The 22,282-nt window shown below is 62.9% G+C and carries 19 protein-coding genes; 7 read left to right on the top strand and 12 right to left on the bottom strand.

The genetic code is table 11. The features are described 5' to 3' along the window. Positions 1–12: 12 nt before the first annotated feature. From B5F90_RS02475 to panC, 3 genes are all read right to left on the bottom strand, one after another. The gene (locus B5F90_RS02475) at positions 13–525 is read right to left on the bottom strand and encodes a DUF456 domain-containing protein (protein WP_087360841.1); all 513 of its coding nucleotides are present in this window, start codon (positions 523–525) and stop codon (positions 13–15) included. A 159-nt stretch (positions 526–684) separates the two neighbouring features. Beyond that, entirely contained in the window at positions 685–1,044 is a 360-nt protein-coding gene (gene panD / locus B5F90_RS02470; RefSeq protein ID WP_087360839.1) for an aspartate 1-decarboxylase, read from the bottom strand. Next, positions 1,044–1,880, bottom strand: a complete 837-nt coding sequence (gene panC / locus B5F90_RS02465) for a pantoate--beta-alanine ligase (RefSeq protein WP_087360837.1) — start codon at positions 1,878–1,880, stop codon at positions 1,044–1,046. The genes panD and panC overlap by 1 nt, the downstream gene beginning before the upstream one ends. A gap of 268 nt (positions 1,881–2,148) precedes the next feature. Between panC and B5F90_RS02460 the strand changes: the two genes are divergently transcribed. Beyond that, positions 2,149–2,772 carry a porin family protein gene (locus tag B5F90_RS02460; RefSeq protein WP_162607740.1) on the top strand — a complete coding sequence of 208 codons (624 nt, stop codon included), beginning with the start codon at positions 2,149–2,151 and terminating at the stop codon, positions 2,770–2,772. A gap of 173 nt (positions 2,773–2,945) precedes the next feature. Next, entirely contained in the window at positions 2,946–4,934 is a 1,989-nt protein-coding gene (locus B5F90_RS02455) for a dihydrofolate reductase (protein ID WP_087360833.1), read from the top strand. Between the two features lie 451 nt (positions 4,935–5,385). Here B5F90_RS02455 and rd read toward each other — a convergent pair whose 3' ends face one another. From rd to B5F90_RS02435, 4 genes are all read right to left on the bottom strand, one after another. Continuing rightward, positions 5,386–5,550 (bottom strand): rubredoxin, encoded by a 165-nt coding sequence (gene rd / locus B5F90_RS02450; protein ID WP_087360831.1) that lies wholly within the window; start codon positions 5,548–5,550, stop codon positions 5,386–5,388. A 65-nt stretch (positions 5,551–5,615) separates the two neighbouring features. After that, on the bottom strand, positions 5,616–6,200 hold the full coding sequence (locus B5F90_RS02445; RefSeq protein WP_087360829.1) for a PH domain-containing protein: 585 nt from the start codon (positions 6,198–6,200) through the stop codon (positions 5,616–5,618). 72 nt (positions 6,201–6,272) lie between these two features. Then, the gene (locus tag B5F90_RS02440; protein WP_087360827.1) at positions 6,273–7,031 is read right to left on the bottom strand and encodes a 2-C-methyl-D-erythritol 4-phosphate cytidylyltransferase; all 759 of its coding nucleotides are present in this window, start codon (positions 7,029–7,031) and stop codon (positions 6,273–6,275) included. 78 nt (positions 7,032–7,109) lie between these two features. Continuing rightward, positions 7,110–8,462 (bottom strand): peptidoglycan DD-metalloendopeptidase family protein, encoded by a 1,353-nt coding sequence (locus tag B5F90_RS02435; protein ID WP_087360825.1) that lies wholly within the window; start codon positions 8,460–8,462, stop codon positions 7,110–7,112. 155 nt (positions 8,463–8,617) lie between these two features. Here B5F90_RS02435 and lpxK point away from each other — a divergent pair, with 155 nt between their 5' ends. From lpxK to ssb, 3 genes are read left to right on the top strand one after another with little or no spacing between them, the layout of a single operon-like run. Beyond that, on the top strand, positions 8,618–9,661 hold the full coding sequence (gene lpxK, locus B5F90_RS02430; protein WP_087360823.1) for a tetraacyldisaccharide 4'-kinase: 1,044 nt from the start codon (positions 8,618–8,620) through the stop codon (positions 9,659–9,661). Then, entirely contained in the window at positions 9,645–10,451 is an 807-nt protein-coding gene (locus B5F90_RS02425) for a purine-nucleoside phosphorylase (RefSeq protein ID WP_087360821.1), read from the top strand. Before lpxK ends, B5F90_RS02425 begins: the two co-directional genes overlap by 17 nt. Positions 10,452–10,488: 37 nt before the next feature. Beyond that, on the top strand, positions 10,489–11,001 hold the full coding sequence (gene ssb / locus B5F90_RS02420) for a single-stranded DNA-binding protein (protein WP_087360819.1): 513 nt from the start codon (positions 10,489–10,491) through the stop codon (positions 10,999–11,001). Between the two features lie 213 nt (positions 11,002–11,214). On the opposite strand, the gene B5F90_RS02415 is transcribed toward ssb, so the two are convergent. Then, positions 11,215–12,234 carry a helix-turn-helix domain-containing protein gene (locus tag B5F90_RS02415; RefSeq protein ID WP_087360817.1) on the bottom strand — a complete coding sequence of 340 codons (1,020 nt, stop codon included), beginning with the start codon at positions 12,232–12,234 and terminating at the stop codon, positions 11,215–11,217. Positions 12,235–12,366: 132 nt separating this feature from the next. On the opposite strand from B5F90_RS02415, the gene B5F90_RS02410 reads away from it, so the two are divergent. Beyond that, positions 12,367–13,683, top strand: a complete 1,317-nt coding sequence (locus B5F90_RS02410; RefSeq protein ID WP_087360814.1) for a cytidylate kinase family protein — start codon at positions 12,367–12,369, stop codon at positions 13,681–13,683. A 111-nt stretch (positions 13,684–13,794) separates the two neighbouring features. Here the strand turns inward: B5F90_RS02410 and B5F90_RS02405 are convergent, their stop codons facing one another. The 4 genes from B5F90_RS02405 to secA all read right to left on the bottom strand — a co-directional run bounded on the left by B5F90_RS02405 (position 13,795) and on the right by secA (position 21,083). Further along, positions 13,795–16,284, bottom strand: a complete 2,490-nt coding sequence (locus B5F90_RS02405) for a DUF4982 domain-containing protein (protein WP_087360812.1) — start codon at positions 16,282–16,284, stop codon at positions 13,795–13,797. 53 nt (positions 16,285–16,337) lie between these two features. After that, positions 16,338–17,072: an SDR family NAD(P)-dependent oxidoreductase gene (locus B5F90_RS02400; protein ID WP_087360810.1), complete on the bottom strand. Its 735-nt coding sequence runs from the start codon at positions 17,070–17,072 to the stop codon at positions 16,338–16,340. Between the two features lie 171 nt (positions 17,073–17,243). Then, positions 17,244–17,681, bottom strand: coding sequence for a dCMP deaminase family protein (locus B5F90_RS02395; RefSeq protein ID WP_087360808.1), 438 nt, complete (start codon positions 17,679–17,681; stop codon positions 17,244–17,246). Between the two features lie 99 nt (positions 17,682–17,780). Then, positions 17,781–21,083 (bottom strand): preprotein translocase subunit SecA, encoded by a 3,303-nt coding sequence (gene secA, locus B5F90_RS02390; RefSeq protein ID WP_087360806.1) that lies wholly within the window; start codon positions 21,081–21,083, stop codon positions 17,781–17,783. A gap of 360 nt (positions 21,084–21,443) precedes the next feature. Here secA and ispE point away from each other — a divergent pair, with 360 nt between their 5' ends. Further along, positions 21,444–22,259 carry a 4-(cytidine 5'-diphospho)-2-C-methyl-D-erythritol kinase gene (ispE, locus tag B5F90_RS02385; RefSeq protein WP_087360804.1) on the top strand — a complete coding sequence of 272 codons (816 nt, stop codon included), beginning with the start codon at positions 21,444–21,446 and terminating at the stop codon, positions 22,257–22,259. Positions 22,260–22,282 lie beyond the last annotated feature (23 nt).

The raw sequence follows: 22,282 nt of genomic DNA, 5'->3' as shown, positions 1-22,282 counted from the left end.
CTATGGTTTGGTTTAGAAAATGGAGGCGAACCACTCCCGCACGACCGGATAGGTGTCGGCGGAGATATGCACGAACATGCCCACGGCGGCAATGAGCTTGAGCCCCGTGCCGACGATGAACGAAAGGAACGAGCCGAAGCCGACGAGGAAGGCCTTTGAAATATCCTCCCGGTTGTGGCACAGCTCGCCGATGACGGCACCGACGAAGGGCCCCAGCAGGATGCCCAGCGGCGGGATGAAGAAGAAGCCGACGACGGTGCCGATGGTGGCACCGATGGCGCCGGCGCGCGAGCCGCCGAAGCGGCGGGTCATGTAGGCAGGCAGAAAATAGTCGGCCACCGAGACGAAGAGCGTGACGGCGAGCCAGATGAGCAGTGCGGCGGTCGAAATCTGCGAGTAGGAGCAGAAGTAGGCGCAGACCAGCCCCGCGTAGCTGAGGATGACGCCCGGAAGCGCCGGAACAATGCACCCGGCGATGCCGATGAGTGCGAAGAGGAAGGCGAGGATGGCGAGCGTGGTGTCCATACGAAACTGCGGGCCGGGGATGGGTCCGCTGCGGACCGTCCCGGTTTCCCGTCAGCAAATATAACGATTAGAAACAAAAAAACTCCCCGACGCAGGGAGTTTTTCATTTTTCGGGCTTTTTTTCTTCCGAACAGACCTTGCAGCGGCCCTCGGTCGCCTCTATTTCACCAGACGGTTGGTCTCCGTGTCGGGGAAGATGACCCAGGGGCGGAACTGTTTGGCATCCTCGAAATCCATCAGGGCGTAGGAGGCGATGATGACCACGTCGCCCACCTGGACCTTGCGTGCCGCGGCGCCGTTGAGGCAGATGCAGCCGCTGTCGCGCTCGCCCTTGATGATGTAGGTCTCGAAACGCTCGCCGTTGTTGATGTCCATGATTTGGACCTTCTCGCCCTCAATCATGTTGGCAGCCTCCAGCAGCGCTTCGTCGATGGTGATGCTGCCCACGTAGTTCAAATCCGCCTGCGTGACCTTCACGCGGTGAATCTTGGATTTGATGACTTCGATTTGGAATTTCATTATCGGATACGGATGTTATCGATTAGACGAATCTGTCCGGCCATGACGGCGATGCAGCCCTGGATGCGCGGAGCGTCGTTCCAGTCGTGTACCTCCTGCATCGTTGCGGCGTCGACCGACTGATAGTAGACCACCTTGAGCAGCGGATTGCGCTCGACTTCGGCCGTAACCCAGGCCTTCAGCTCGTCGGGCGTCATCTCGTGCGACTTCTCGACGGCGGCGCGCAGCGTGGCGTAGATGTGAGGTGCAGCGGCGCGGTGCTCCTTGTCGAGCAGCGTGTTGCGCGACGAGAGGGCCAGACCGTCCTCGCCGCGGACGATGGGGCACTCGACAATCTGCACGGGGAGTCCCAGCTGGTGGACCATCGCCTTGACGACGGCGATTTGCTGGAAGTCCTTCTCGCCGAAGTAGGCACGCGCCGGGCGGACGATGTCGAAGAGCCGGCTGACAACCTGGGCCACGCCGTTGAAGTGACCCGGACGCGTGGCGCCCTCCATCACCTTGTCCACCGCACCGAACTCGAAGGTGCGGGTGTCGGGCTCGGGGTAAATCTCCTCGACCGAGGGCATCAGCACGAAGTCGGCGCCGGCCTGCTCCAGTACGCGGGCGTCGGCCTCGGGGGTACGGGGGTAGCGGTGCAGGTCGTTCTTGTCGTTGAACTGCGTCGGGTTGACGAAGACGCTCACCACGACGGTGGAGTTCTCCTTGCGGGCGCGCTCCACCAGCGAACGGTGGCCTGCATGCAGGGCGCCCATCGTGGGAACGAAGCCGATTCCGGCCTGTTCCCTCTTGTCCAGCTCCTCGCGGAGCTCGTTGACACGGGTAAAGATTTTCATCGCTTTGGCAACAAATTGCGGGGCAAAGGTAGAAAAGATAATCATAAGAATGAAAAAAACCGGAAAAAAACGTCGTCCGGGTGTGCTTCTTCGTTCAAAGAGGCGGCCGAAAGTTTGGAATGTCGCGGAAAAAGTCGTAACTTGGGGTGTGCAAATGTGGCCGGAGCCGGGATGCCCCCTCCATCCGTACCGTCCGGAGCCGGCCCAACCAACCCCTAACCATCAAACGACCCCGGTCGGTACGGGTCGAACCTTAAAAACCGAGAGTATGAAGAAACTCGTTGCTCTGCTCTGCGCGCTCTGCGTTGCGGGCACGCTCTCCGCTCAGGAGAAGCACATTGTCGGTATTCGCGCCGGTATGAATGTCTCCAACATGACCTTCAAGCAGGACGGCATGTCCATGTCGCCTTCGTCGCGCGTTTCGTTCCAGGTGGGCGGCTCCTATCAGTACAATTTCCTGGAGTCGATGCCCTTCTATCTGGAGACGGGCCTCTACCTCTCGCTCAAGGGAGCCGAGCAGAAAGTGGAGCGGACGACCACGACCATCCGCATGACCTACCTCGAGGTGCCCATTATGGTCAACTACCATTGGAACATTTCGGACAAGATTTCGATTATCCCGGCCGCGGGCTTCTACTATTCGCTCGGACTGGGCGGCACCACCGAAGCCCAGTCGGGCGACACCTCGGTTAAGGCCGATACCTTCGGAACCGACTCCAACTTCAAGCGCTCCGAATTCGGCATGCGCTTCGGCGCGAGCGTCGAGTTCCTCGACAACTTCTTTGCCGGAGTGGGCTACGACGTGGGCTTCAACAACCTGTCGAAGGATGCCGACGTGAAGCTGCACAACGGCTGCTTCTTCGTCCTGGTGGGCTACAACTTCAAGTTCTGAGCCTGACCTTGCAACATGACCGACGCATCTTCCTGCGGGGAGATGCGTTTTTTTGCGGGATTTTCGTATATTTGGAGTTCGAACCCGACATGCTTCGTGCCGGCGAGGCACGGAAAATGGAGCAAACACATTAATTTTATTGTATGAAAAAAAATCTACCGATTCCCGTTACCATGACATTGCTTGGCGCTGTGCTGGCTTCGTGCGGAGAGCATCCGAAGAGCGAGGCCCCTTGGGTGGTCGACCGTTTCGACGACATCAAGGTGATTCGTTACGAGGTTCCCGGCTTCGAGCAGCTGCCGCTCGAGCAGAAGGAGCTGATTTACTACCTTTCGGAGGCGGCCAAGTGCGGCCGTGACATCCTCTACGACCAGAACTTCAAGTACAACCTGGCCGTGCGCCGCACGCTGGAGACCGTCTACGAGCACTTCAAGGGCGACCGTACGACGCCCGAATGGAAGGCTCTGGAGAAGTACCTCAAGAAGGTCTGGTTCGCCAACGGCATCCACCACCACTACTCGAACGACAAGTTCGTCCCCGAATTTACGGAGGGCTACCTGCTCGACGTCATCGAGACCATCCCCGAGGAGTGCTTCGGCGAGCTGAACGCCCTGCGCGGCGAGGTCTGCAAGGCGATTTTCGACCCCTCGCTCTACGCCTCGCGTCTGAACCAGGCGGCGGGCGCGGACCTGGTGGCCACCTCGTCGAACAACTACTACGAGGGGGTAACCCAGGCCGAGGTCGAGCAGTTCTACGCCGCAATGGCCGACCCCAACGACCCGGAGCCCATTTCCTACGGACTCAACTCGAAGCTGGTCAAGGAGAACGGCAAGGTGTGCGAGCGGGTCTGGAAGGTGGGCGGCATGTACTCGCCGGCCATCGAGCGGATTGTCTACTGGCTCGAAAAGGCCGAGGCGGTGGCCAACGAACCCCAGAAGTCGAACATCGCCGCGCTGATATCCTACTACCGCTCGGGCGACCTGCGTGAGTTCGACCGCTTCAACATCGGCTGGGTGCGCGACACGGTGTCGAACGTCGACTTCGTCAACGGCTTCATCGAGGATTACGGTGACCCGCTGGGCCGCAAGGCTTCGTGGGAGGCGATTGTCAACTTCGTCGACTCGACGGCCAGCCACCGCACGACGGTCATCTCGGAGAACGCACAGTGGTTCGAGGACCACTCGCCTGTTGCTCCCGAGTACCGCAAGAAGCAGGTGAAGGGCGTCTCGGCCAAGGTCATCACCGTGGCGATGCTCGGCGGCGACTGCTACCCCTCGACGCCCATCGGCATCAACCTGCCCAACGCCGACTGGATTCGCAAGGAGTACGGCTCGAAGTCGGTGACCATCGACAACATTACCTATGCCTATGACATGGCGGCCCACGGCAACGGCTTCAACGAGGAGTTCGTCCTGCGCGCCGAGGACCGCGAGCGGATGGACCGCTACGGCAAGCTGGCCGACGACCTGCATACCGACCTGCACGAGTGCCTCGGCCACGGCTCGGGCCAGTTGGCTCCGGGCGTCAAGGGCGGCGAGCTGAAGAGCTACGGCTCGACGCTCGAGGAGGCGCGTGCCGACCTCTTCGGTCTCTACTACCTGGGCGACCCCAAGATGGTCGAGCTGGGACTCGTTCCCTCGTTCGACGTGGCCAAGGCGGGCTATGCCAAGTACATCCTCAACGGCATGATGACGCAGCTGGCGCGCATCGAGCCGGGTAAGAACGTCGAGGAGTCGCACATGCGCAACCGCAAGCTCATCTCGGAGTGGTGCTACGAGCAGGGGCGTGCCGACAACGTCATCGAGTGGGTCACGAAGGATGGCAAGCGCTACGTGGTGGTGAACGACTTCGAGAAGCTGCGTGAGCTCTTCGGCCGCATGCTGGGTGAGATTCAGCGTATCAAGTCCGAGGGCGACTACGAGGCGGGCCGCGAGCTGGTGGAGCGTTACGCCGTCAAGGTCGACCCCGAACTCCATCGCGAGGTGCTCGAGCGCTATTCGGCCCTCAACATCGAGCCCTACGGCGGATTTGTCAATCCGGAGTTCGAGCTGGTGGAGCAGGACGGCAAGGTGGTCGACGTGAAGATTTCCTACCCGAACAACTACGTCGAGCAGATGCTCAACTACTCGAAGAACTACTCCTACCTGCCCAACATCAACTGATGCGGTCGAGGCGAAGCGGTGCGTCCTGGTGACGCCCCTCCGCAGCCTGAATTCAACGGGATGCCCCATGCGTCGGGGCGTCCCGTTTTTTTTGTTTATGGCTGCATATGGGGGCATAGGGCTGGGTACACGGCACGTTATGGCTGCGCAGTCGTTGAGGACGTCCGTTTCCCTCTGTCGTTTTCCGCGCCTGGTTTCCGCGCTTGGTTTCCGCGGCTGGTTTCCGCGGCTGGTTTCCGCCGCCGTTTCCTGCACGCTGTTTCCTGCTGCTGTTTCCTGCTGCTGTTGCCCGCGGCTGTTTTCCCGCACGTCCGTCTGTTTCGCCGCGACCGTTCCGTTTCGCCGCACGCACCGCACGGTCTCCGTGCTCCGCAGTGCTCCGTACGGCACAAAAAAAGGGCGTATCCGTCGAACGGATACGCCCGCATGGCCGTATGCGGCAGGTCGGGGATTACTCCTCGACTACCTCGAACTGGTCCTTGCCAACGCCGCAAAGCGGGCAAACCCAATCCTCGGGAATATCTTCGAATGCCGTGCCGGGGGCGATGCCACCTTCGGGGTCGCCGACTGCAGGGTCATAAATCCAATCGCATACGGTGCAACGATACTTTTTCATCTTTTTTTGATTTTTTAAAAGGTTTGTAAATAGTGGGTTTTCTGTGTGATGGTGAAAAGACCGGCCTATCTCCCGGTTCCGTTCACCTTTGCCGAATCCTCAGCTGCGGCCTCATCGTCCTCTTCGTTCTCCTCGTCATCGTCCTCGGGACGGTTGCCCGTCGGCGGGGTGAGCTCCTCGACCAGACGGTCCGCCTCGGCGCACGAGACGAAGAGCCGCTCCTCGTAGATGTCGGTAATCTCGACGAAGTTGCGCCACTCGGAGGCGTAGAGCTTCACCCGCTCGAAACGCCTCAGGTCGAGGTAGTGACCGTAGTATCCGAAGAATCCGTAGCCGCCGAAGAGGGGGATGAACCACTTCATGCGCCGGTTGTCGACCCGTCGCACCGAGGCAATCTCCTCTCGGCGCACCTCGGTGATGTCGAGCAGGCAGCGCACCTCGACCTTCTCCTCCGTGACGACAATCCGCCGCGGAATCGAGAGCGCCATCAGGGCGATGAGCGCCACGACGCACGAGGTGAACCATGCCGAGATGAACCCGCCCGCATAGAGGTGGTAGAGCAGCCATCCGAGCAGGATGAAGACGCCGATGAAGGCGGCTGCCCGGTAGTACATCGACCGGCTGAAGCGGTATGTGTAGATGTGTTCCATCTTTGGTTCGTTCCTGCGGGACGCCTCCTCTTCGTCCGTATCTCTTTTCTGTTCTGTTCTGTCGTCTCTCTGTTATCGTTCGCCGGCGCCGTCCGCCGCTTCGGCCGCGTCCTCCGGCGCAGTTCCTTCCTGCTCCGCACGCTGCCGCTGCTCCTCTTCGTCGCGCATTTCGAGCAGCGCCGCGGCTACGACCAGGTCCTCGCGCGTGGTGATTTTCAGATTGGCGCGCTCCCCCTCGCAGAGGTGTATCGGACAGCCCGAGGCCTCGACCACCGAGGCGTCGTCGGTGAACTCCGGCCGGTAGCCGACCCGGTAGGCGTCGCGCAGCAGTTCGCCGCGGAAGACCTGGGGGGTCTGCACGATGCGCAGCCTGCGGCGGTCGACGATGATTGAATCATCCTCGCCCTCCACGCTGCGGAACGAGTCGACCGGCGCCACGACGGGAATCGCCGCGCCGTATTGCTCGGCCGCCTCGAACATGCGTCGGATGAGCCCGCGCGAGACGAGCGGCCGCACGCCGTCCTGTACGGCGATGAGCTCCGTCTCCGAAGGCAGCGCCTCGAGTCCCTGGAGCACCGAGTCGAAGCGCTCACGCCCGCCTGCTACCATGCGGTGCGGCGCCACGTCGAAGCGTGCCGAGAGGTTGCGCCAGTAGTCGATGTGTTCGGCCGGGAGCACGACCACGAGCGCCGCACGCGGCAGTGCCCGGGCAAATGCGTCGATGGTGTGGGCCAGCACGGGGCGATTGCCCAGGAAGAGGAACTGCTTGGGGATGCTGCTCCCCATTCGGTTCCCGCTTCCGCCCGCTACGATTATAACGCCTGTGGTCATCGTGGTAGTATGCTTCTCTGAAAATACCGTGCCGCACCGGGGTGCGTCACCCTGTTCCGTGCTCCGACTTTGCCGCAATCAGCTCTTCTTGCTTTCCGCTTTCCCTTCCGACGAGGCCTTTTTTTCAGCGGCCGGAGCCTCCAGCTGCTTCGCTACGAACCCTTCGGGAACGACCAGCGAGTCGAGCTGCACGATGCGCTCCTCGGCGGGAACGTCGCCGTTGAGCTCGGCCATGATGCGGTCGCGGACGAACTCAAAGGTCCGGCGGTTCTCCTTCGAAATGGGCTCCGAAGGCTCCTGCGGGATGGTGAGCGGGTTGATGGGCTTGCCGTTGCGCCATACGCGGTAGTCGAGGTGCGGACCCGTCGAGGCACCCGTCGAGCCCACGTAGCCGATGAGCTGGCCCTGCGTCACGTGCTTGCCCTGCGTGATGCCCTTGGCAAAGCCGCTCAGGTGGAGATAGCCGGTCATCATGTTGCCCGGATGCTTGATTTTGAGCGTGTTGCCGCCTCCGCCGCCCCAGCCTCTGAAGACTACGACGCCGTCGGCCACGGCATGTACGGGCGTACCCTTCGGGGCGGCGTAGTCGACGCCCGTGTGGGGACGGTAGACCTTGTAAATCGGGTGCTTGCGCGCATAGGTGAACTTCGAGCTGATGCGCGTATACTTGAGCGGCGCCTTGAGCATCTGCTTGCGCAGGCTGGCCCCGTCGGCCTCCCAGTATTGGAGCTTCCCGCCCTGGCGGAACGGGATGGCGTAGTACTCCTTGCCGGCATGGTTGAAGCGGGCGCCCCAGATGCGGCCGATGCCTATCGAAACCGTGTCGTCGATGAAGCGCTCGTCGTAGATGACCGTGAAGCTGTCACCCTTCTGGATGCCGAAGAAGTCGACCGTCCACTGGTAGATGTCCTCCAGCTCGGCGGCCAGCGCGTAGGGGAGGTTCTTCTCCATGATGGAGCCCCAGAGCGAGGAGGTGATGACGGCGCTCTTCTTCGAGCGTCGCGTGGTGAACTCCTTTTCGCCCGTGCGGACGGCTACCGAGTCGCCCATGAACTCGAAGACCACGTAGTCCGACAGACTGCGCTCGTAGGCCAGGTAGTCCAGATGGGGCGCGTAGAGCGAATCCTCGTGGATGAAGGCCACATACTTCTGGCCGGCGCGGATGTTGCGTAAGGGGAAGGTCTTCTCGGCCACCTTGTCCAGCCGGTCGATGACGGCGGCCGAGATGCCGTAGCGGTTGAGAATCTTGCCCATGGTCTCGCCCTGGGCCACTTCGTTCTCTTCGAGGCGGTAGTCGTCGGCGATGATGCCGTATCGGATGTCGTGCAGGGGTTCGGCTTCGGCCTCCTCCTGCGAGGAGGCCGTGTTGCGGTTGCACGATGCCGCAGCCGAGAGCAGCAGCGCGCAGAGGGTGAGTCGGAATAGTTTCATAGATGTGAGCAAAGATAGTGAAAAAACGGATTCGCGCCGCATTTTATTGCCCGATTCTCGCAGGCGGCGAGTTTTGTCGGGATTTGTTTTGCGGTCCGGGGATTTATTCCTACCTTTGAAACTTGGAAGACCGTGTATCTAAACGAATTGTCCGGATGCTCAAACAGTTGCTCGCCCCCGCCTCGTGGCTCTACGGCATGGCCGTGACGTTGCGTCACCGCCTGTTCGACTGGGGTGTGCTCAAGAGCGAGAAGTTCGACATCCCGATTATCTGCATCGGCAACATCACGGTCGGCGGTACGGGCAAAACCCCAATGGCCGAGATGGTCATCGGCTACATGTCGCAGATGCACCGCGTGGCGCTGCTCTCGCGCGGCTACGGCCGCCGGACGAAGGGCTACCTCGAGGTGGAGCCTACGTCGCACTACCGCGACGTGGGCGACGAACCGCTGCAAATCAAGCGCAAGTTCCCCGAGACGCTGGTGGTGGTCTGCGAGAAGCGGGCCGACGCCATCCGGCGCATCCAGACGGAGCATCCCGAGATAGATCTCATCGTCATGGACGACGGCTTCCAGCACCGCTACGTCGAGCCGAAAATCAACATCGTGATGGTCGACGCCACGCGTCCCATCCAGCACGACCGGATGCTGCCGGCCGGTACGCTGCGCGACCTGCCGGAGGCGCTGCACCGCGCCCACTACTTCATCGTGACGAAGTGTCCCGAGAAGATGGCCCCCATCGACCGGCGCATCCTGCGCAAGGTGCTCATCCAGGTGGCCTACCAGAAGGTCTACTTCACCCGTTTCGAGAGTTTCATGCCCCAGCCGCTCTTCCCCGGTGAGGCGCTCGCGCCGTCGCCCGCTCCGGGCGGCAAGGTCATTGCACTGTCGGGGATTGGCAATCCGAAGCCCTTCGTCGCCTCGCTGCGCGAGTACTACGACGTGGTCGAGGAGGTGTCGCTCGACGACCACCATGTATATAAGGTGCGCGACATGTCGATGTTGGCCCGCATGGTGGGGCAGTGCCCCGAGGCGTCGATTGTCACCACGGAGAAGGATGCGGTCAAGATGGTGGGCAGCTCGAAGATTCCGGAGGAGGTGCGCCGGCGATTGTATTATATGCCCATAAATATTTCATTCATAGAGGATTCGGCAACGGATTTTCTGCAAAAACTCGAAGAAGATGTTAGAGGAAATTAAAAAGACGGCAGCCTTCCTGGAGCAGGCGACCGAGTCGTTCCGCCCCGAAGTGGGCATCATTCTCGGAACCGGTCTGGGCGATTTCGCCGACCAGATTGAGACGAAACACACCATCGACTACCACGACATTCCCAATTTCCCCGTCTCGACGGTCGAGGGCCACAAGGGACGGCTTATTTTCGGCCTGGTCGAGGGTCATCGCGTGGTGGCCATGCAGGGCCGCTTCCACTACTACGAGGGCTACGGCATGCAGCAGGTGACCTTCCCCGTGCGGGTGATGAAGCTGCTGGGCATTCGCTACCTCTTTGTCTCGAACGCTTCGGGAGGCATCAACACCTCGTTCCGCGTGGGCGACCTGATGGTCATCACCGACCACATCAACCTGATGCCCAACCCGCTCATCGGCCCCAACATGGCCGAACTGGGCCCCCGCTTCCCCGACATGCACAACTGCTACGACCGCGAGCTGATTGCCCGCGCGACGGCCATCGCCCAGGAGGAGCACATCAAGCTGCAGTACGGTGTCTACGTGGGCGGCACGGGTCCGACCTTCGAGACGCAGGCCGAATACCGCTACTTCAAGGCCATCGGCGGCGATGCCGCGGGCATGTCGACCGTTCCGGAGGTGATTGTGGCGCGCCACATGTCGGTTCCGGTCTTCGGCATCTCGGTCATCACCAACTGCGGCCTGTCGGACGAGGTGGGCGACCACGAGGATGTACAGCGTCAGGGCCGGCTGGCCGGAACGCGCATGGCCGTGCTCTTCAAGCGGATGATTCGCTCGCTCTGAGCATCGGCCGAGGTATGGAACACATAAGGATTCACATATGGTAAACAAGGTAATTCTGATTGGCAACGTGGGCATTGACCCCGAAGTGCGGAGCCTCGAGAACGGCACGAAGGTGGCTCGCGTGCGTCTGGCGACGACCGAGCGTCTGTTCGACCGGCAGACCAACGAAACGAAGGAGCACACCGAGTGGCACACCATTACGCTGTGGCGCGGTTTGGCCGACGTGGTGGACCGCTACGTGCGCAAGGGGACGCAGCTCTACATCGAGGGGCGTCTGCGTACGCGCGAGTGGATGGACAAGGATGGCAACAAGCGCTATACGACCGAGATTCTGGCCGATACGATGAACCTGCTGGGACGTCGCAGCGACAACCCCGCCTCGTCCGAAGGGGCTTCGGGGTACGGAGGCTCCCAGGCGCAGAACGGCGCCTACGGCCAGCCGGCGCAGAGTGCGCAGCCCCGGCCGGTAGCCGCTCAGCCTCAGCCGCAGTCTCAGCCCGCTCAGGCGCCCGTCATGCCCGAGGAGGACCCCGACGACCTTCCCTTCTGAGGCCGCCGCAGCGGACCCTGCTGCAAGCGAGCCTGCACGACCCGAGTGTCGTGCGGGCTCGCTTCGTTTTCGGAGGAGAGGTGAGCCGCGTGACGACGAGACGGAACGGGATACAGGGTAGGGGAGCCGAGAGACGACGTGGAGGAGTAAAAAGGTGCGGGAGGGGGCCGGAGCTGAGTGCCGCTGGAGGCCCGACCGGTATGGAAAAGGGGCTCAGCGCGTTGCCCGTTCGCGGCGGAAGCGGAGCGGCGAGCAGCCGGTCTGCCGGGCGAAGAACTTTCCGAAGGCCGACTGGTCGGAGAAGCCGAGCGTATCGGCAATCTCCTTGATGTCCAGGTCCGAGCAGCTCAGCAGCCGCCGGGCGTCGGCGCAGAGCAGTTCCGCCAGATGGGCCTTGACCGTGTGGCCCGTCACCTGCTTCACAATCCGCGAGAGGTAGGTGGACGAGATGTGGAGCCGTCCGGCGTAGAAGGCGATGTCGTGGGCCGTGCGGTAGTTCTTGACGGCCAGACGCTTGAAGCTGCGGAAAATTTCGTTGGGCCGCTTGACGAATGCCGGGGCGTTGGCCCGGTGGCGGTAGAGCAGACCGGCCGTCTGGAGCAGGAAGAGGCTGCAGAGGTGGCGGAGGATGGCTTCGTCGTAGAGCCCGCTCCCGGCCGGATGAGCCGGAAAGAGCGATGCGGTGAGCCGCAGTGCCCCGTATTGTGTCCCGTCGAGCCGAACGACCGGCAGCCGGTCGTCGCCCAGATACCCCGAAAGCTGGTTGTAGAGGGGCTGTCCGTCGGGCAGCGTGTCGAAGTAGTCGGGGTCGATGCAGATGCACTCCAGCGTGTCGTGCGCTCCGTCGAGCCGCAACGTTGCCGTGCGGCTGGGCGAGAGCAGCAGCAGGTCGCCCTGCTGCAGCCTCCGTTCCCCTTTGCGGGGCTTCGACCCGGCGGCGCCTCCCTTGTCGCCCATCTCGTTTCTGTGGCCCTTGTCGGTGTTCCCGGGTGTCGGCATGTTTGGTTCGTCGGTGTCCCGGCTTTCGGCTGCGTGGGGTAGCTCTGCAACTTTTCGGGCGGCCGTGTCGGCCCCTTCGACGACCAGTGCGCTGCCTCCGGTGCAGAGTACGAAGTGAAACCCCCGCTCCAGCACCAGGCTCCGGCCCGGTGTGCCTCCGCCGGAGGCCGTGCCGCAGTAGACCGGCGCGCCGGCGGTTACGGGGTGCAGAAAGTCGGGAAGCGGAATTTGCATGCGGATGGACGGAGATTTGTTCCGTAAAGGTACGATTTGTTTCGTTTTTTACCAAACTGAGTCGCATATTTGTGTCGGAATGACCGAAAACTGTGCGAACTTTGTCGCCTGAACATTCAAACGGGAATACCCATGGACCGATATCTTTTCAGGCGCTATGCCCTCTTCGTCCTGTCGCTCTTCATCAATGCGCTGGGCGTGGCCTTCATCACCAAGGCGTTGCTGGGCACCTCACCCATCACGAGCGTGAACTACGTGCTGAGCATGTTCACGCCGCTCACGATGGGGCAGTGGACCATCCTGCTCAACCTCACCTTCGTGCTGCTGGACCTCCTCTTCATGACGCGCGAGGATTTGCGCCGCGAACGCACCTCCTACCTGCTGCAGATTCCCATCTCGCTCAGCTTCGGACTCTTCATCGACTGCGCCATGTTGATGCTCTTCTGGCTCGAGCCTGTGGCCTATGCGGCCAAGCTGCTGTGGCTCATCGTCGGGTGCTTCATTCTGGCGGCGGGCATCGCGCTCGAGGTGCGGGTCAACGTGGCGATGACGGCCGGCGAATATCTGGTCCAGGTCATCTGCCGCCGCCACCACTTCGACTTCGGCTATACGAAGCTGGCCTTCGACCTGACGCTGGTGCTGCTGGCCTGCCTGCTCTCCTACCTCTTCATGTCCGATATCCGCGGTGTGCGCGAGGGTACGGTCGTGGCGGCGCTCGCCGTGGGGCCCATCGTCCACTTTTTGACCCCCTGCTTCCGGCGGCTCGACCATTGGACGGGGCTCGATGGTGCGGCGGGCCAAGGAACGGCCGCAGCTCCGGATGCCGACCATGCCGTGATAACGATTGCCCGCGAATTCGGCAGCGGCGGCCACCGCCTGGGCGAGCTGCTTGCGCGTGAGCTGCACCTGCCGCTCTACGACCGTCAGTTCATCCGTCTGGCGGCGCAGAAGAGCGGCGTTGACGAGCGCTACATCGTCGAGAACGAGCAGTCAATCCCCTCCTTCTGGCTCAAGTGCATCCTCTCGTCGGGCACACGGGCCGGACGCGGCCTCTCTACCGACGACGTGCTCTTCGTTGCCGAGAGCAAGATTGTGCAGGAGCTGGCCGCCAAGGGGCCCTGCATCATCGTCGGCCGCTGCGCCGACTTCGTGCTGCGCTCCTCGCCGCGGGTGCTCCGCATCTTCTGCTGCTGCGACCGGGCGGATGCCGTGGCCCGCTGCGTCGAGGAGTATGACCTTCCCGAATCGGAGGCCGAGGCCGAAATCGAGCGCGTCAACCGCAACCGCAGCAACCACTATGAGTTCTATACCGGGCAGCGGTGGTCCGACCCGCACCACTACGACCTGATGGTCAATACGGGGCATGTTTCGCTTGAGGCCGCTGCCGCCCTCATTCGGACGATGTACCGCGAGCGGTGCGGCAGCGCGAAGCCGAGCGGCACGAAGTAGAGCGGCGAGAAGTAACGGCTGTGTGACCGAAGCGCCGAAAACGGTACGGGCCGGAATCCCCATGATGGATTCCGGCCCGTATTGCGTTTCCTTTCGTTGGGCGTGCGTCCGCTACTCGCCGCGGAGGGTCAGCCGCGCCCGTTTGAGCCCCGGCGAGGTGGCCTCCACCGTGATTTCGCCCGGCGTGCCGTCCGAGACGATGATGGCGGTCATCATGCCCGAGAAGAGCTTCATGTGCGGCTCCTGGAACGATTCGAGCGATGTGGGGTCGCCGTTGGCTCCGGCGCGGTAGCAGCCGTTGCCCGTCACGCGGAACCGGATTTCGTTGTCGGCCGTCGGGCAGGGGTTCCCGTTGCGGTCGACGACGCTCACCGTCACGAAGATGAGGTCCTTGCCGTCGGCCGCCATCCGTTCGCGGTCGGGCGTCAGCACAATCCGGCTGGGCTTGCCCGCCGTGCGGAGCTCGCGCTCGGCCACGGGACGCCCTTCGGCGTCGTAGGCCACCACACGCAGCGTGCCGGGCTCGTAGCGCGTATCCATCCACATGAGCCGGTAGCGGCGCTGACGGGCGAAGCTGTTGAGCGAGAGCGAGTCGCCGCTGTTGTCGACCTTTACGGAGAAATCCTTGCTGCGGCGTCCCTGGCTCTTGCCGTTGATGAAGAGCTCGGCCGAGGGGTAGTTCGTGTAGACGAAGACGGGGGTCGTCTCCCCCTCGCGTCCGGGCCAGGTCCAGTGGGGCAGGATGTGGAGCGTCTCTACCTCGGGATTCCAGTGGCTGCGGTAGAGCCAGTAGCGGTCCTTCGGCAGACCCGCCAGGTCGATGATGCCGAAGAGCGACGAGTGGCTCGGCCAGTCGGAGTAGTAGGGGGTCGGCTCGCCCAGATAGTCGAAGCCCGTCCAGACGAATTCGCCCATGCAGTAGGGCAGGTCGTCGTGCTGGATGAAGTCATCCTCCGGAAGGTTCGACCAGCCGCAGTGCTCCACATCGTACGACGAGGCCTGATGGTCGTCGTAGCGGTGCATCGAACGCCGCACGACGGGGAACTTGTAGACGCCGCGCGAACTGAGCGTCGAGGCGGTCTCGCTGCCCAGAATCATCCGCTGCGGCAGCTTGGCGTAGTTCTCGGGATACTTGTGCGGGCGGTAGTTGAAGCCGGGGATGTCCATCACGGCGGCCATGTTGTTGTTCACCACCGCATCGGGGGCATCCATGCCCTGCGTCACGGGGCGTGTCGGGTCCTCGCGGTGGCAGATGCTCTGGAGCCGGAGCGTGAGCTTCGGACCCCGGTCGCCGTCCCACTGGTCGGGCACCTCGTTGCCGATGCACCACATCACCACGCTGGGGGAGTTGCGGAAGTGGCGTACCAGATTGACCAGGTCGCGTTCGACCCACTCGTCGAAGTGGAGGTGGTAGCCGTTCTCGACCTTCGGGGCCTTCCATTCGTCGAACGATTCGGCCATCACCATCATTCCCATCTCGTCGCAGGCGGCCACCAGCTCCGGGGCGGGCATGTTGTGCGAGGTGCGGATGGCGTTGCAGCCCATCTCCTTGAGCAGCCGGACCTGACGCCGGATGCCCGCCTCGTTGGCAATGCCGCCCAGCGGGCCGAGGTCGTGGTGGTTGCAGACGCCGCGGAACTTCACCGGTTGGCCGTTGAGCAGGAAGCCCCGGCCCGGTACCGCTTCGACGGTGCGGATGCCGAAGCGCGTCGTATACTCGTCGCAGAGGCGGTCACCCTCGTAGAGCCGTGTGACGGAGGTGTAGAGCGCCGGCGTTTCGGGGCTCCACAGTGCGGGGTGCTCGACGATGAACTCCTGCTCGACGGCGTGGTTGTCGTAGCGCGTGCCGTCGGTGCGCGCCGAGGCGACGACCTCTCCCGCGGCGTTGCGCAGCTCCGTTGCGAGCGTATAGTCGGCCAGCGTCCGCCCCTCGGGCAGCACCACCTCGGTCCGCTGCCGTACGCGGGCGTGGTCGCCGGCGATGACGGGCGTGGTGATTTGCGTTCCCCAGACCGGGATGTAGGCCTCGCCCGTGGTGAGCAGATGGACGTTGCGCAGCAGTCCGGCGCCGGGGTACCAGCGCGACGACTCGGGCAGATTCTCGAGCCGCACGGCCAGCAGGTTCTCCCCGTCGGGACGGAGGTAGGGGGTGATGTCGACGTGGAAGGCGTTGTAGCCGTTGGGCCAGTAGATGGCCTCGTGGCCGTTGACGTAGACTCGGGCGTGGCTCATCGCGCCGTCGAAGAGCATCGTACAGTGGCCCCCTTCGCGCAGTTCGGGCGTCGTGAAGCGGAGCCGGTACCACCCCGTGCCGACAAAGGGCAGGCCGCCCGTGCGGCCGGCATGCTCCATCGCCTGGGTCTGGCCGTCCTGGGCGATGGCCGTGAGCTGGAGGTCGTTGCCGACGCTGAAGGGGCCGTAGATGGCCCAGTCGTGGGGCACGGTGACCGCCTGCCACGAGGAGTCGTCGAAGTCGTTGCGGGCAAATTCGGGCGCATCTTCGCGCGTGAAGAGCCAGCCCTGTTCGAGCAGCCGTTCGGTGCGCGGCTGCGCGAGGGCGGCGAGCGGAAGCAGCGCCAGCATCAGAAGCAGTTTTTTCATGGTGGGGAAATTCTGGTTTCGGGTGAGGTTTTGGTTGAGGCTTGGGTGTTGTTTCAAACCGTGGTGCGGACGTTGAGCCGCTCCCAGAGCCATTCGGGCAGCCGCCGCCAGAAGAAGACCATCACGGCGTAGCGCCGGTCGATGACGATGCGCCGGCGGCGGTGTTCGAGCGCATGGACGATGCAGTCGGCAACCCGTCCGACGGGCATGAGCATCGGATAGTGGTTGGCCTTGTTCAGCAGCGGCGTTGCGACGAATCCCGGGCGGATGTCCGTCAGGCGGATGTTGAGCCGCTCCATGTGGCTGAGCTGGGCCAGTGCGTCGATGTAGGTGTTCTGCATCCGCTTGGTGGCCGAGTAGGCCGGCGAGCTGCCCAGCCCCCGCGTCCCGGCAATCGAGCTGATGACGGCCAGATGGCCTCCGCCGTGGGCGCGGAACCAGCCGAAGGCGGCCGTCACCATCCGCACGAAGCCCTCGCCGTTGGTGCGCAGCGTCGCTACCTCAAGCGCGGGGTCGAGTTCTATGTTGCGGTAGCCGATTCCCGAGCAGTGGAGGTAGAGCTCCATCCCTCCGAGCCGCACGATGAGCTCCTCGAGCCGTTGAGGTGCATCGTCCGACGTGACGTCGAGCGTTTGGTACTCCACGCGGTCGGGTGCCAGTGCGTGCAGCTCCTCGAGCGGTTCGATGCGGCGGCCGGCGACGCCCACGCGCCACCCCTTGCCGATGAAGCGTTTGGCCGTCTCGAGTCCGATGCCCGAGGTGGCGCCCACGATGACGATTCGTTTCATCTCCGGTTGCAATTTTATTTGTTGCAAGGTACGGATTTTCGGCCGATTTTCAAGCAGTCGGCCGCAAAAAGCGCGCAGCAAAATATCCCCCGTCACAAGTCGTATACAAAAAAAGGAGTCTCCCGTCGGTCGGAAGACTCCCTGTCTGTATTCGCGTGCAGTCGTCTGCACTCACTCTTCGTCGATGGAGCGCTGCACGCACTCGATGCCCACCTTGCGCAACAGGTTGAGCCCCTCCTCCGAGCGGTATTCGTCGCTGTATACCACCCGCTTGATGCCGGCCTGGATGATGAGCTTCGAGCACTCGATGCAGGGGGCTGCCGTGATGTAGAGCGTCGAGCCGTCGCAGTTGTTGGCCGACTTGGCCACCTTCGTGATGGCGTTGGCCTCGGCATGCAGCACGTAGGACTTCGTCTTGCCCGTCTCGTCCTCGCAGATGTTCTCGAAGCCCGAGGGGGTGCCGTTGTAGCCGTCCGAGATAATCATCTTGTCCTTGACGATGAGCGCCCCCACCTTGCGGCGGACGCAGTACGAATTCTCGGCCCAGATGCGGGCCATTCTCAGATAGCGCAAGTCCAGCTGGCGCTGCTTCTCTTCCTGGTATCCCATGTGGCGGTGGTTTGTCCAACGGAGGAGGCGACGTGACGGACGCTTCCGTCCCCGCCGCCTCGCTCCGTCGGTTGTTGACGTTCGTTCAGGGGCGTGCTGCTACAGCCCCTTGCCGTGGCAGTTCTTGTACTTCTTGCCGCTGCCGCAGGGGCAGGGGTCGTTGCGGCCCACCTTCTTCTCGACGTGGATGGGCATCGGCTTCTGTTTCTCGCCCTGTCCGGCCTGTGCGGCGGCCTGCATGCGCGATGCCTGCAGACGGTTCACGTCGACCTTCGCCCGCTCGCGCTGCTGTTGCTGGCGCTGTGCGGCGGCCTCCGAGGCGCTGTCGCGCACCGGAATGTAGGAGCGGTTGAGTATCGAGAGCACCTCGCGGTTGACGCGGATGAGCATCTTCGAGAAGAGGCCGAACGACTCGAACTTGTAAATCAGCAGCGGGTCCTTCTGCTCGTAGGTGGCGTTCTGCACGCTCTGGCGCAGGTCGTCCATCTCGCGCAGATGCTCGCGCCAGGCGTCGTCGATGGTGGTGAACATCACCACCTTCGAGAATACCTTGTAGATTTCCGCACCGTCCGTCTCCTTGCACTTGCGCAGGTTGACCGGGACGTTGTAGCCCAGATGGCCGTTCGTCAGCGGGAAATAGATGTCCGAATCGAGCTGCTCCTTGCGGTCCTCGTAGATGCGTTCCATGACCGGACGCACCGTGTCGGCCACCGTCTTCGCGCGGCGGGCATAGGCAGCCTTGAGGTCCTTGACAATCGCCTCGACCAGCTCGCCGGGCTTGGCCGCCTCGTAGGCCGCCTCGTCGAGCGAGGGCTCGATGGCCACCTCGCGGATGAGCTCCATGCGGAAGTCCTCGTAGCCGATGCCGCGGTTGGTCTCCACGAAGTTCTCGGCATAGTCGTACATGATGTTGTTCAGGTCAATCTCGATGCGCTCGCCGTAGAGTGCATGGCGGCGGCGCGTGTAGATGACCTCACGCTGCGAGTTCATCACGTCGTCGTACTCGAGCAGACGCTTGCGGATGCCGAAGTTGTTCTCCTCGACCTTCTTCTGGGCGCGTTCGATGGCGCGCGTCATCATGCCGGCCTGAATCACCTCGCCCTCCTTCAGACCCATGCGGTCCATCATCGAGGCGATGCGGCCCGAACCGAACAGACGCATCAGGTCATCTTCGAGCGAGACAAAGAACTGCGACGAACCCGGGTCGCCCTGACGTCCGGCACGACCGCGCAGCTGACGGTCCACGCGACGGCTCTCGTGGCGCTCCGTGCCGATGATGGCCAGACCGCCTGCGGCCTTCACCTCGGGCGTCAGCTTGATGTCGGTACCACGACCGGCCATGTTGGTGGCGATGGTCACCTGGCCCGTACGACCGGCCTCGGCAACAACCTGAGCCTCCAGTGCGTGCTGCTTGGCGTTCAGCACGTTGTGCTTGATGCCGCGGAGCTTCAGCATGCGGCTCAGCAGCTCCGAAATCTCGACCGACGTGGTGCCGACCAGTACCGGACGGCCCTGGCCCACCAGACGGACAATCTCCTCGATGACGGCGTTGTACTTCTCGCGCTTGGTCTTGTAGACGAGGTCCTGGCGGTCGTCGCGGATGACGGGGCGGTTGGTCGGGATGACCACCACGTCGAGCTTGTAGATGCTCCAGAACTCCGAAGCCTCCGTCTCGGCCGTACCGGTCATACCGGCCAGCTTGTGGTACATGCGGAAGTAGTTCTGCAGCGTGATGGTGGCGAAGGTCTGCGTGGCGGCCTCGACCTTGACGTGCTCCTTGGCCTCGATGGCCTGGTGCAGACCGTCCGAATAGCGGCGGCCGTCGAGAATACGGCCCGTCTGCTCGTCGACAATCTTCACCTTGTTGTCCATCACCACATACTCGACATCCTTCTCGAACATGGCGTAGGCCTTCAGCAGCTGGATGACCGTATGGACGCGCTCCGACTTGATGGAGTAGTCGTTGATGACCTCGTCGCGCTTCTGCGCCTTCTCCTCGGGCGAGAGCGAACTCTTCTCGAGCTCGGCCACCTCGGCGCCGATGTCGGGCAGCACGAAGAAGCCGTCCTCGTTGAAGTATTTCGAGAGCACCTCGTGACCCTTGTCGGTGAGCTCCACCGAGTTGAGCTTCTCGTCGATGACGAAGTAGAGGTCGTCGGTGATTTCGGGCATGCGGCGGTTGTTGTCCTGCATGTAGATGTTCTCGGTCTTCTGCATCAGCGCCTTGATGCCCGTCTCCGAGAGGTACTTAATCAGCGGCTTGTACTTGGGCAGACCCTTGTGCACGCGGTAGAGCTTCACGCCGCCCTCCTCGGTCTTGCCCTCCGAGATGAGCTGCCGCGCCTCGGCCAGCAGCGAGGTGACCAGCGCGCGCTGGAGGTTGTAGAGGTGCTCGATGGCGGGGTTGTACTGCTCGAAGAGCTGGTCGTCGCCCTTGGGCACGGGGCCCGAGATGATGAGCGGCGTACGGGCGTCGTCGATGAGCACCGAGTCGACCTCGTCGACGATGGCGTAGTGGTGCTTGCGCTGCACGAGGTCCTTGGGCGACGAGGCCATGTTGTCGCGCAGGTAGTCGAAGCCGTACTCGTTGTTGGTACCGAAGGTGATGTCGGCCATGTAGGCGCGGCGGCGGGCCGGCGAGTTGGGCTGCGTGTCGTCGATGCAGGCCACCGACAGTCCGTGGAACTCGTACATCGGGCCCATCCACTCGGAGTCACGCTTGGCCAGGTAGTTGTTGACCGTCACCACGTGTACGCCCTTGCGGGCCATGGCGTTGAGGAAGACGGGGAGCGTCGCCACGAGGGTCTTGCCCTCACCCGTGGCCATCTCGGCGATTTTGCCCTTGTGGAGCACCACGCCGCCGAAGAGCTGGACGTCGTAGTGGACCATGTCCCACTTCACGTCGTTGCCGCCCGCCTGCCAGTGGGTGGCGTATATGGCCTTGTCGCCGTCGATGGTGACGAAGTCCTTCGTGGCGGCCAGCTCGCGGTCGAAGTCGTTGGCCGTCACCACGACCGTCTCGTTCTGGGCGAAGCGGCGGGCCGTATCCTTCATGATGGCGAAGGCTTCGGGGAGGATTTCGTCGAGCTTGACCTCGATTTTGTCGTCGATGCGCTTGGTCGTATCGTCAATCTCCTTCGAAATCTTCTCCTTCTCGTCGAGCGAGATTTCGGGCTTCTCCAGCTTCGCCTTCAGCTCCACGATGCGGGCTTCGTCGTCGGCGATGTAGTCGGCAATCTGCTTCATGAGCCCGGCGCTGCGGGCGCGGAGTTCGTCGTTCGAGAGGGCCTCGATAGAGGGGTAGACGGCCTTGATTTTCTCGATGTAGGGGTCGATTTGTTTGCGGTCCTTGTCGGCCTTCGAGCCGAAGACGAGTTTGATTAAACTGGCAAGTATATCCATAAGAGTTTTGTTGTTGTTTTCTGTTGCGTGTGCGGTTATGACCGTAAATCCTACAAAAGTACACATTTTTCGCGAAAAGCGCAAACCTACGGACCAAACTCTGCGAATATCTTTGCGTTTGCCCCTTCGGACGGCCGGCGGCAGCGGCTCTCGGCCGCCGGGCTGTTCCCGCCCGGTCCGCGGTCCCGGAGCGGGCCGGGAGGCCTTTCAGGACAGGATGGAAAGAGCTCTGAGAGCCCTTCGATAGTGGGGCGGAAGGGCTCCGGGGAGGCCTTGCCGGAAGAGGCTGAAAGGGCGTCGGGTAAAAATTTCGGGCCGTGGCGACCGTTTGCCGCCACCTTTTCGTATCTTTGTTCCACGATGATACGCAAGGCAAACTGCAAAATCAACCTCGGGCTCGACGTGTTGCGCCGCCGCGAGGATGGATACCACGAGCTCGAGACGGTGATGTTTCCCGTGCGCGGGCTCTTCGACGAGGTGGAGGTCCTCCCCTCGGCCTCGGCCTTCACGCTGCGGAGCGAGGGGCTGACGGTCGACTGCGACCCCGAGGAGAACATCTGCATGAAGGCCTGCCGCCTCATGCAGCGGCACTACGGCATCGCGGGTGCGGAGGTGCGCCTTAGGAAGCGGGTCCCCTTCGGGGCGGGGCTCGGCGGCGGCTCGTCCGACGGCACGGCGGTGCTGCTGGCCCTCGACGAGCTCTATGCCCTTCATCTCTCGGAGGAGGAGCTCATCGCCCGGGCCGCCGAGCTGGGGAGCGATACGGCCTTTTTCGTGCGCAATACGCCCCAGCTCTGCACGGGTCGCGGCGAGGTGATGCACCCCTTCGCGGTCGACCTTGCGGGGCTGACGCTTCTGGTGGTGAAGCCCCGGGAGGGGGTTTCGACGCGCGAGGCCTATGCCGGCATCCGTCCCCGGGTGCCCGAAACGCCCCTTGGCGAGCGGCTGCGGCTGCCCGTTGCGGAGTGGCAGGGGCGCGTGACCAACGACTTCGAGACGACGGTCTTCGCCCGCCATCCCGCCATCCGTGAGGTGAAGGAGCGGATGCTTGCCGCCGGAGCACTCTACGCTTCGATGTCGGGGAGCGGCTCGGCCGTCTTCGGGCTCTTCGAGGAGCCGGCGCCCGACTTTCCGCTGCTCGAGGGCGAGTTCCTCCACCGCGAAACGATTCGCTGAGGCGGCCGCACGCGGCAGACGGA

Origin of the sequence: Alistipes sp. An31A (assembly GCF_002159425.1) — a bacterium.
GTDB classification, from domain to species: Bacteria; Bacteroidota; Bacteroidia; order Bacteroidales; family Rikenellaceae; genus Alistipes; species Alistipes excrementigallinarum.
The sequence above is the reverse complement of the archived record's forward strand: the minus strand, read 5'-3'. Positions and strand labels throughout refer to the sequence as shown.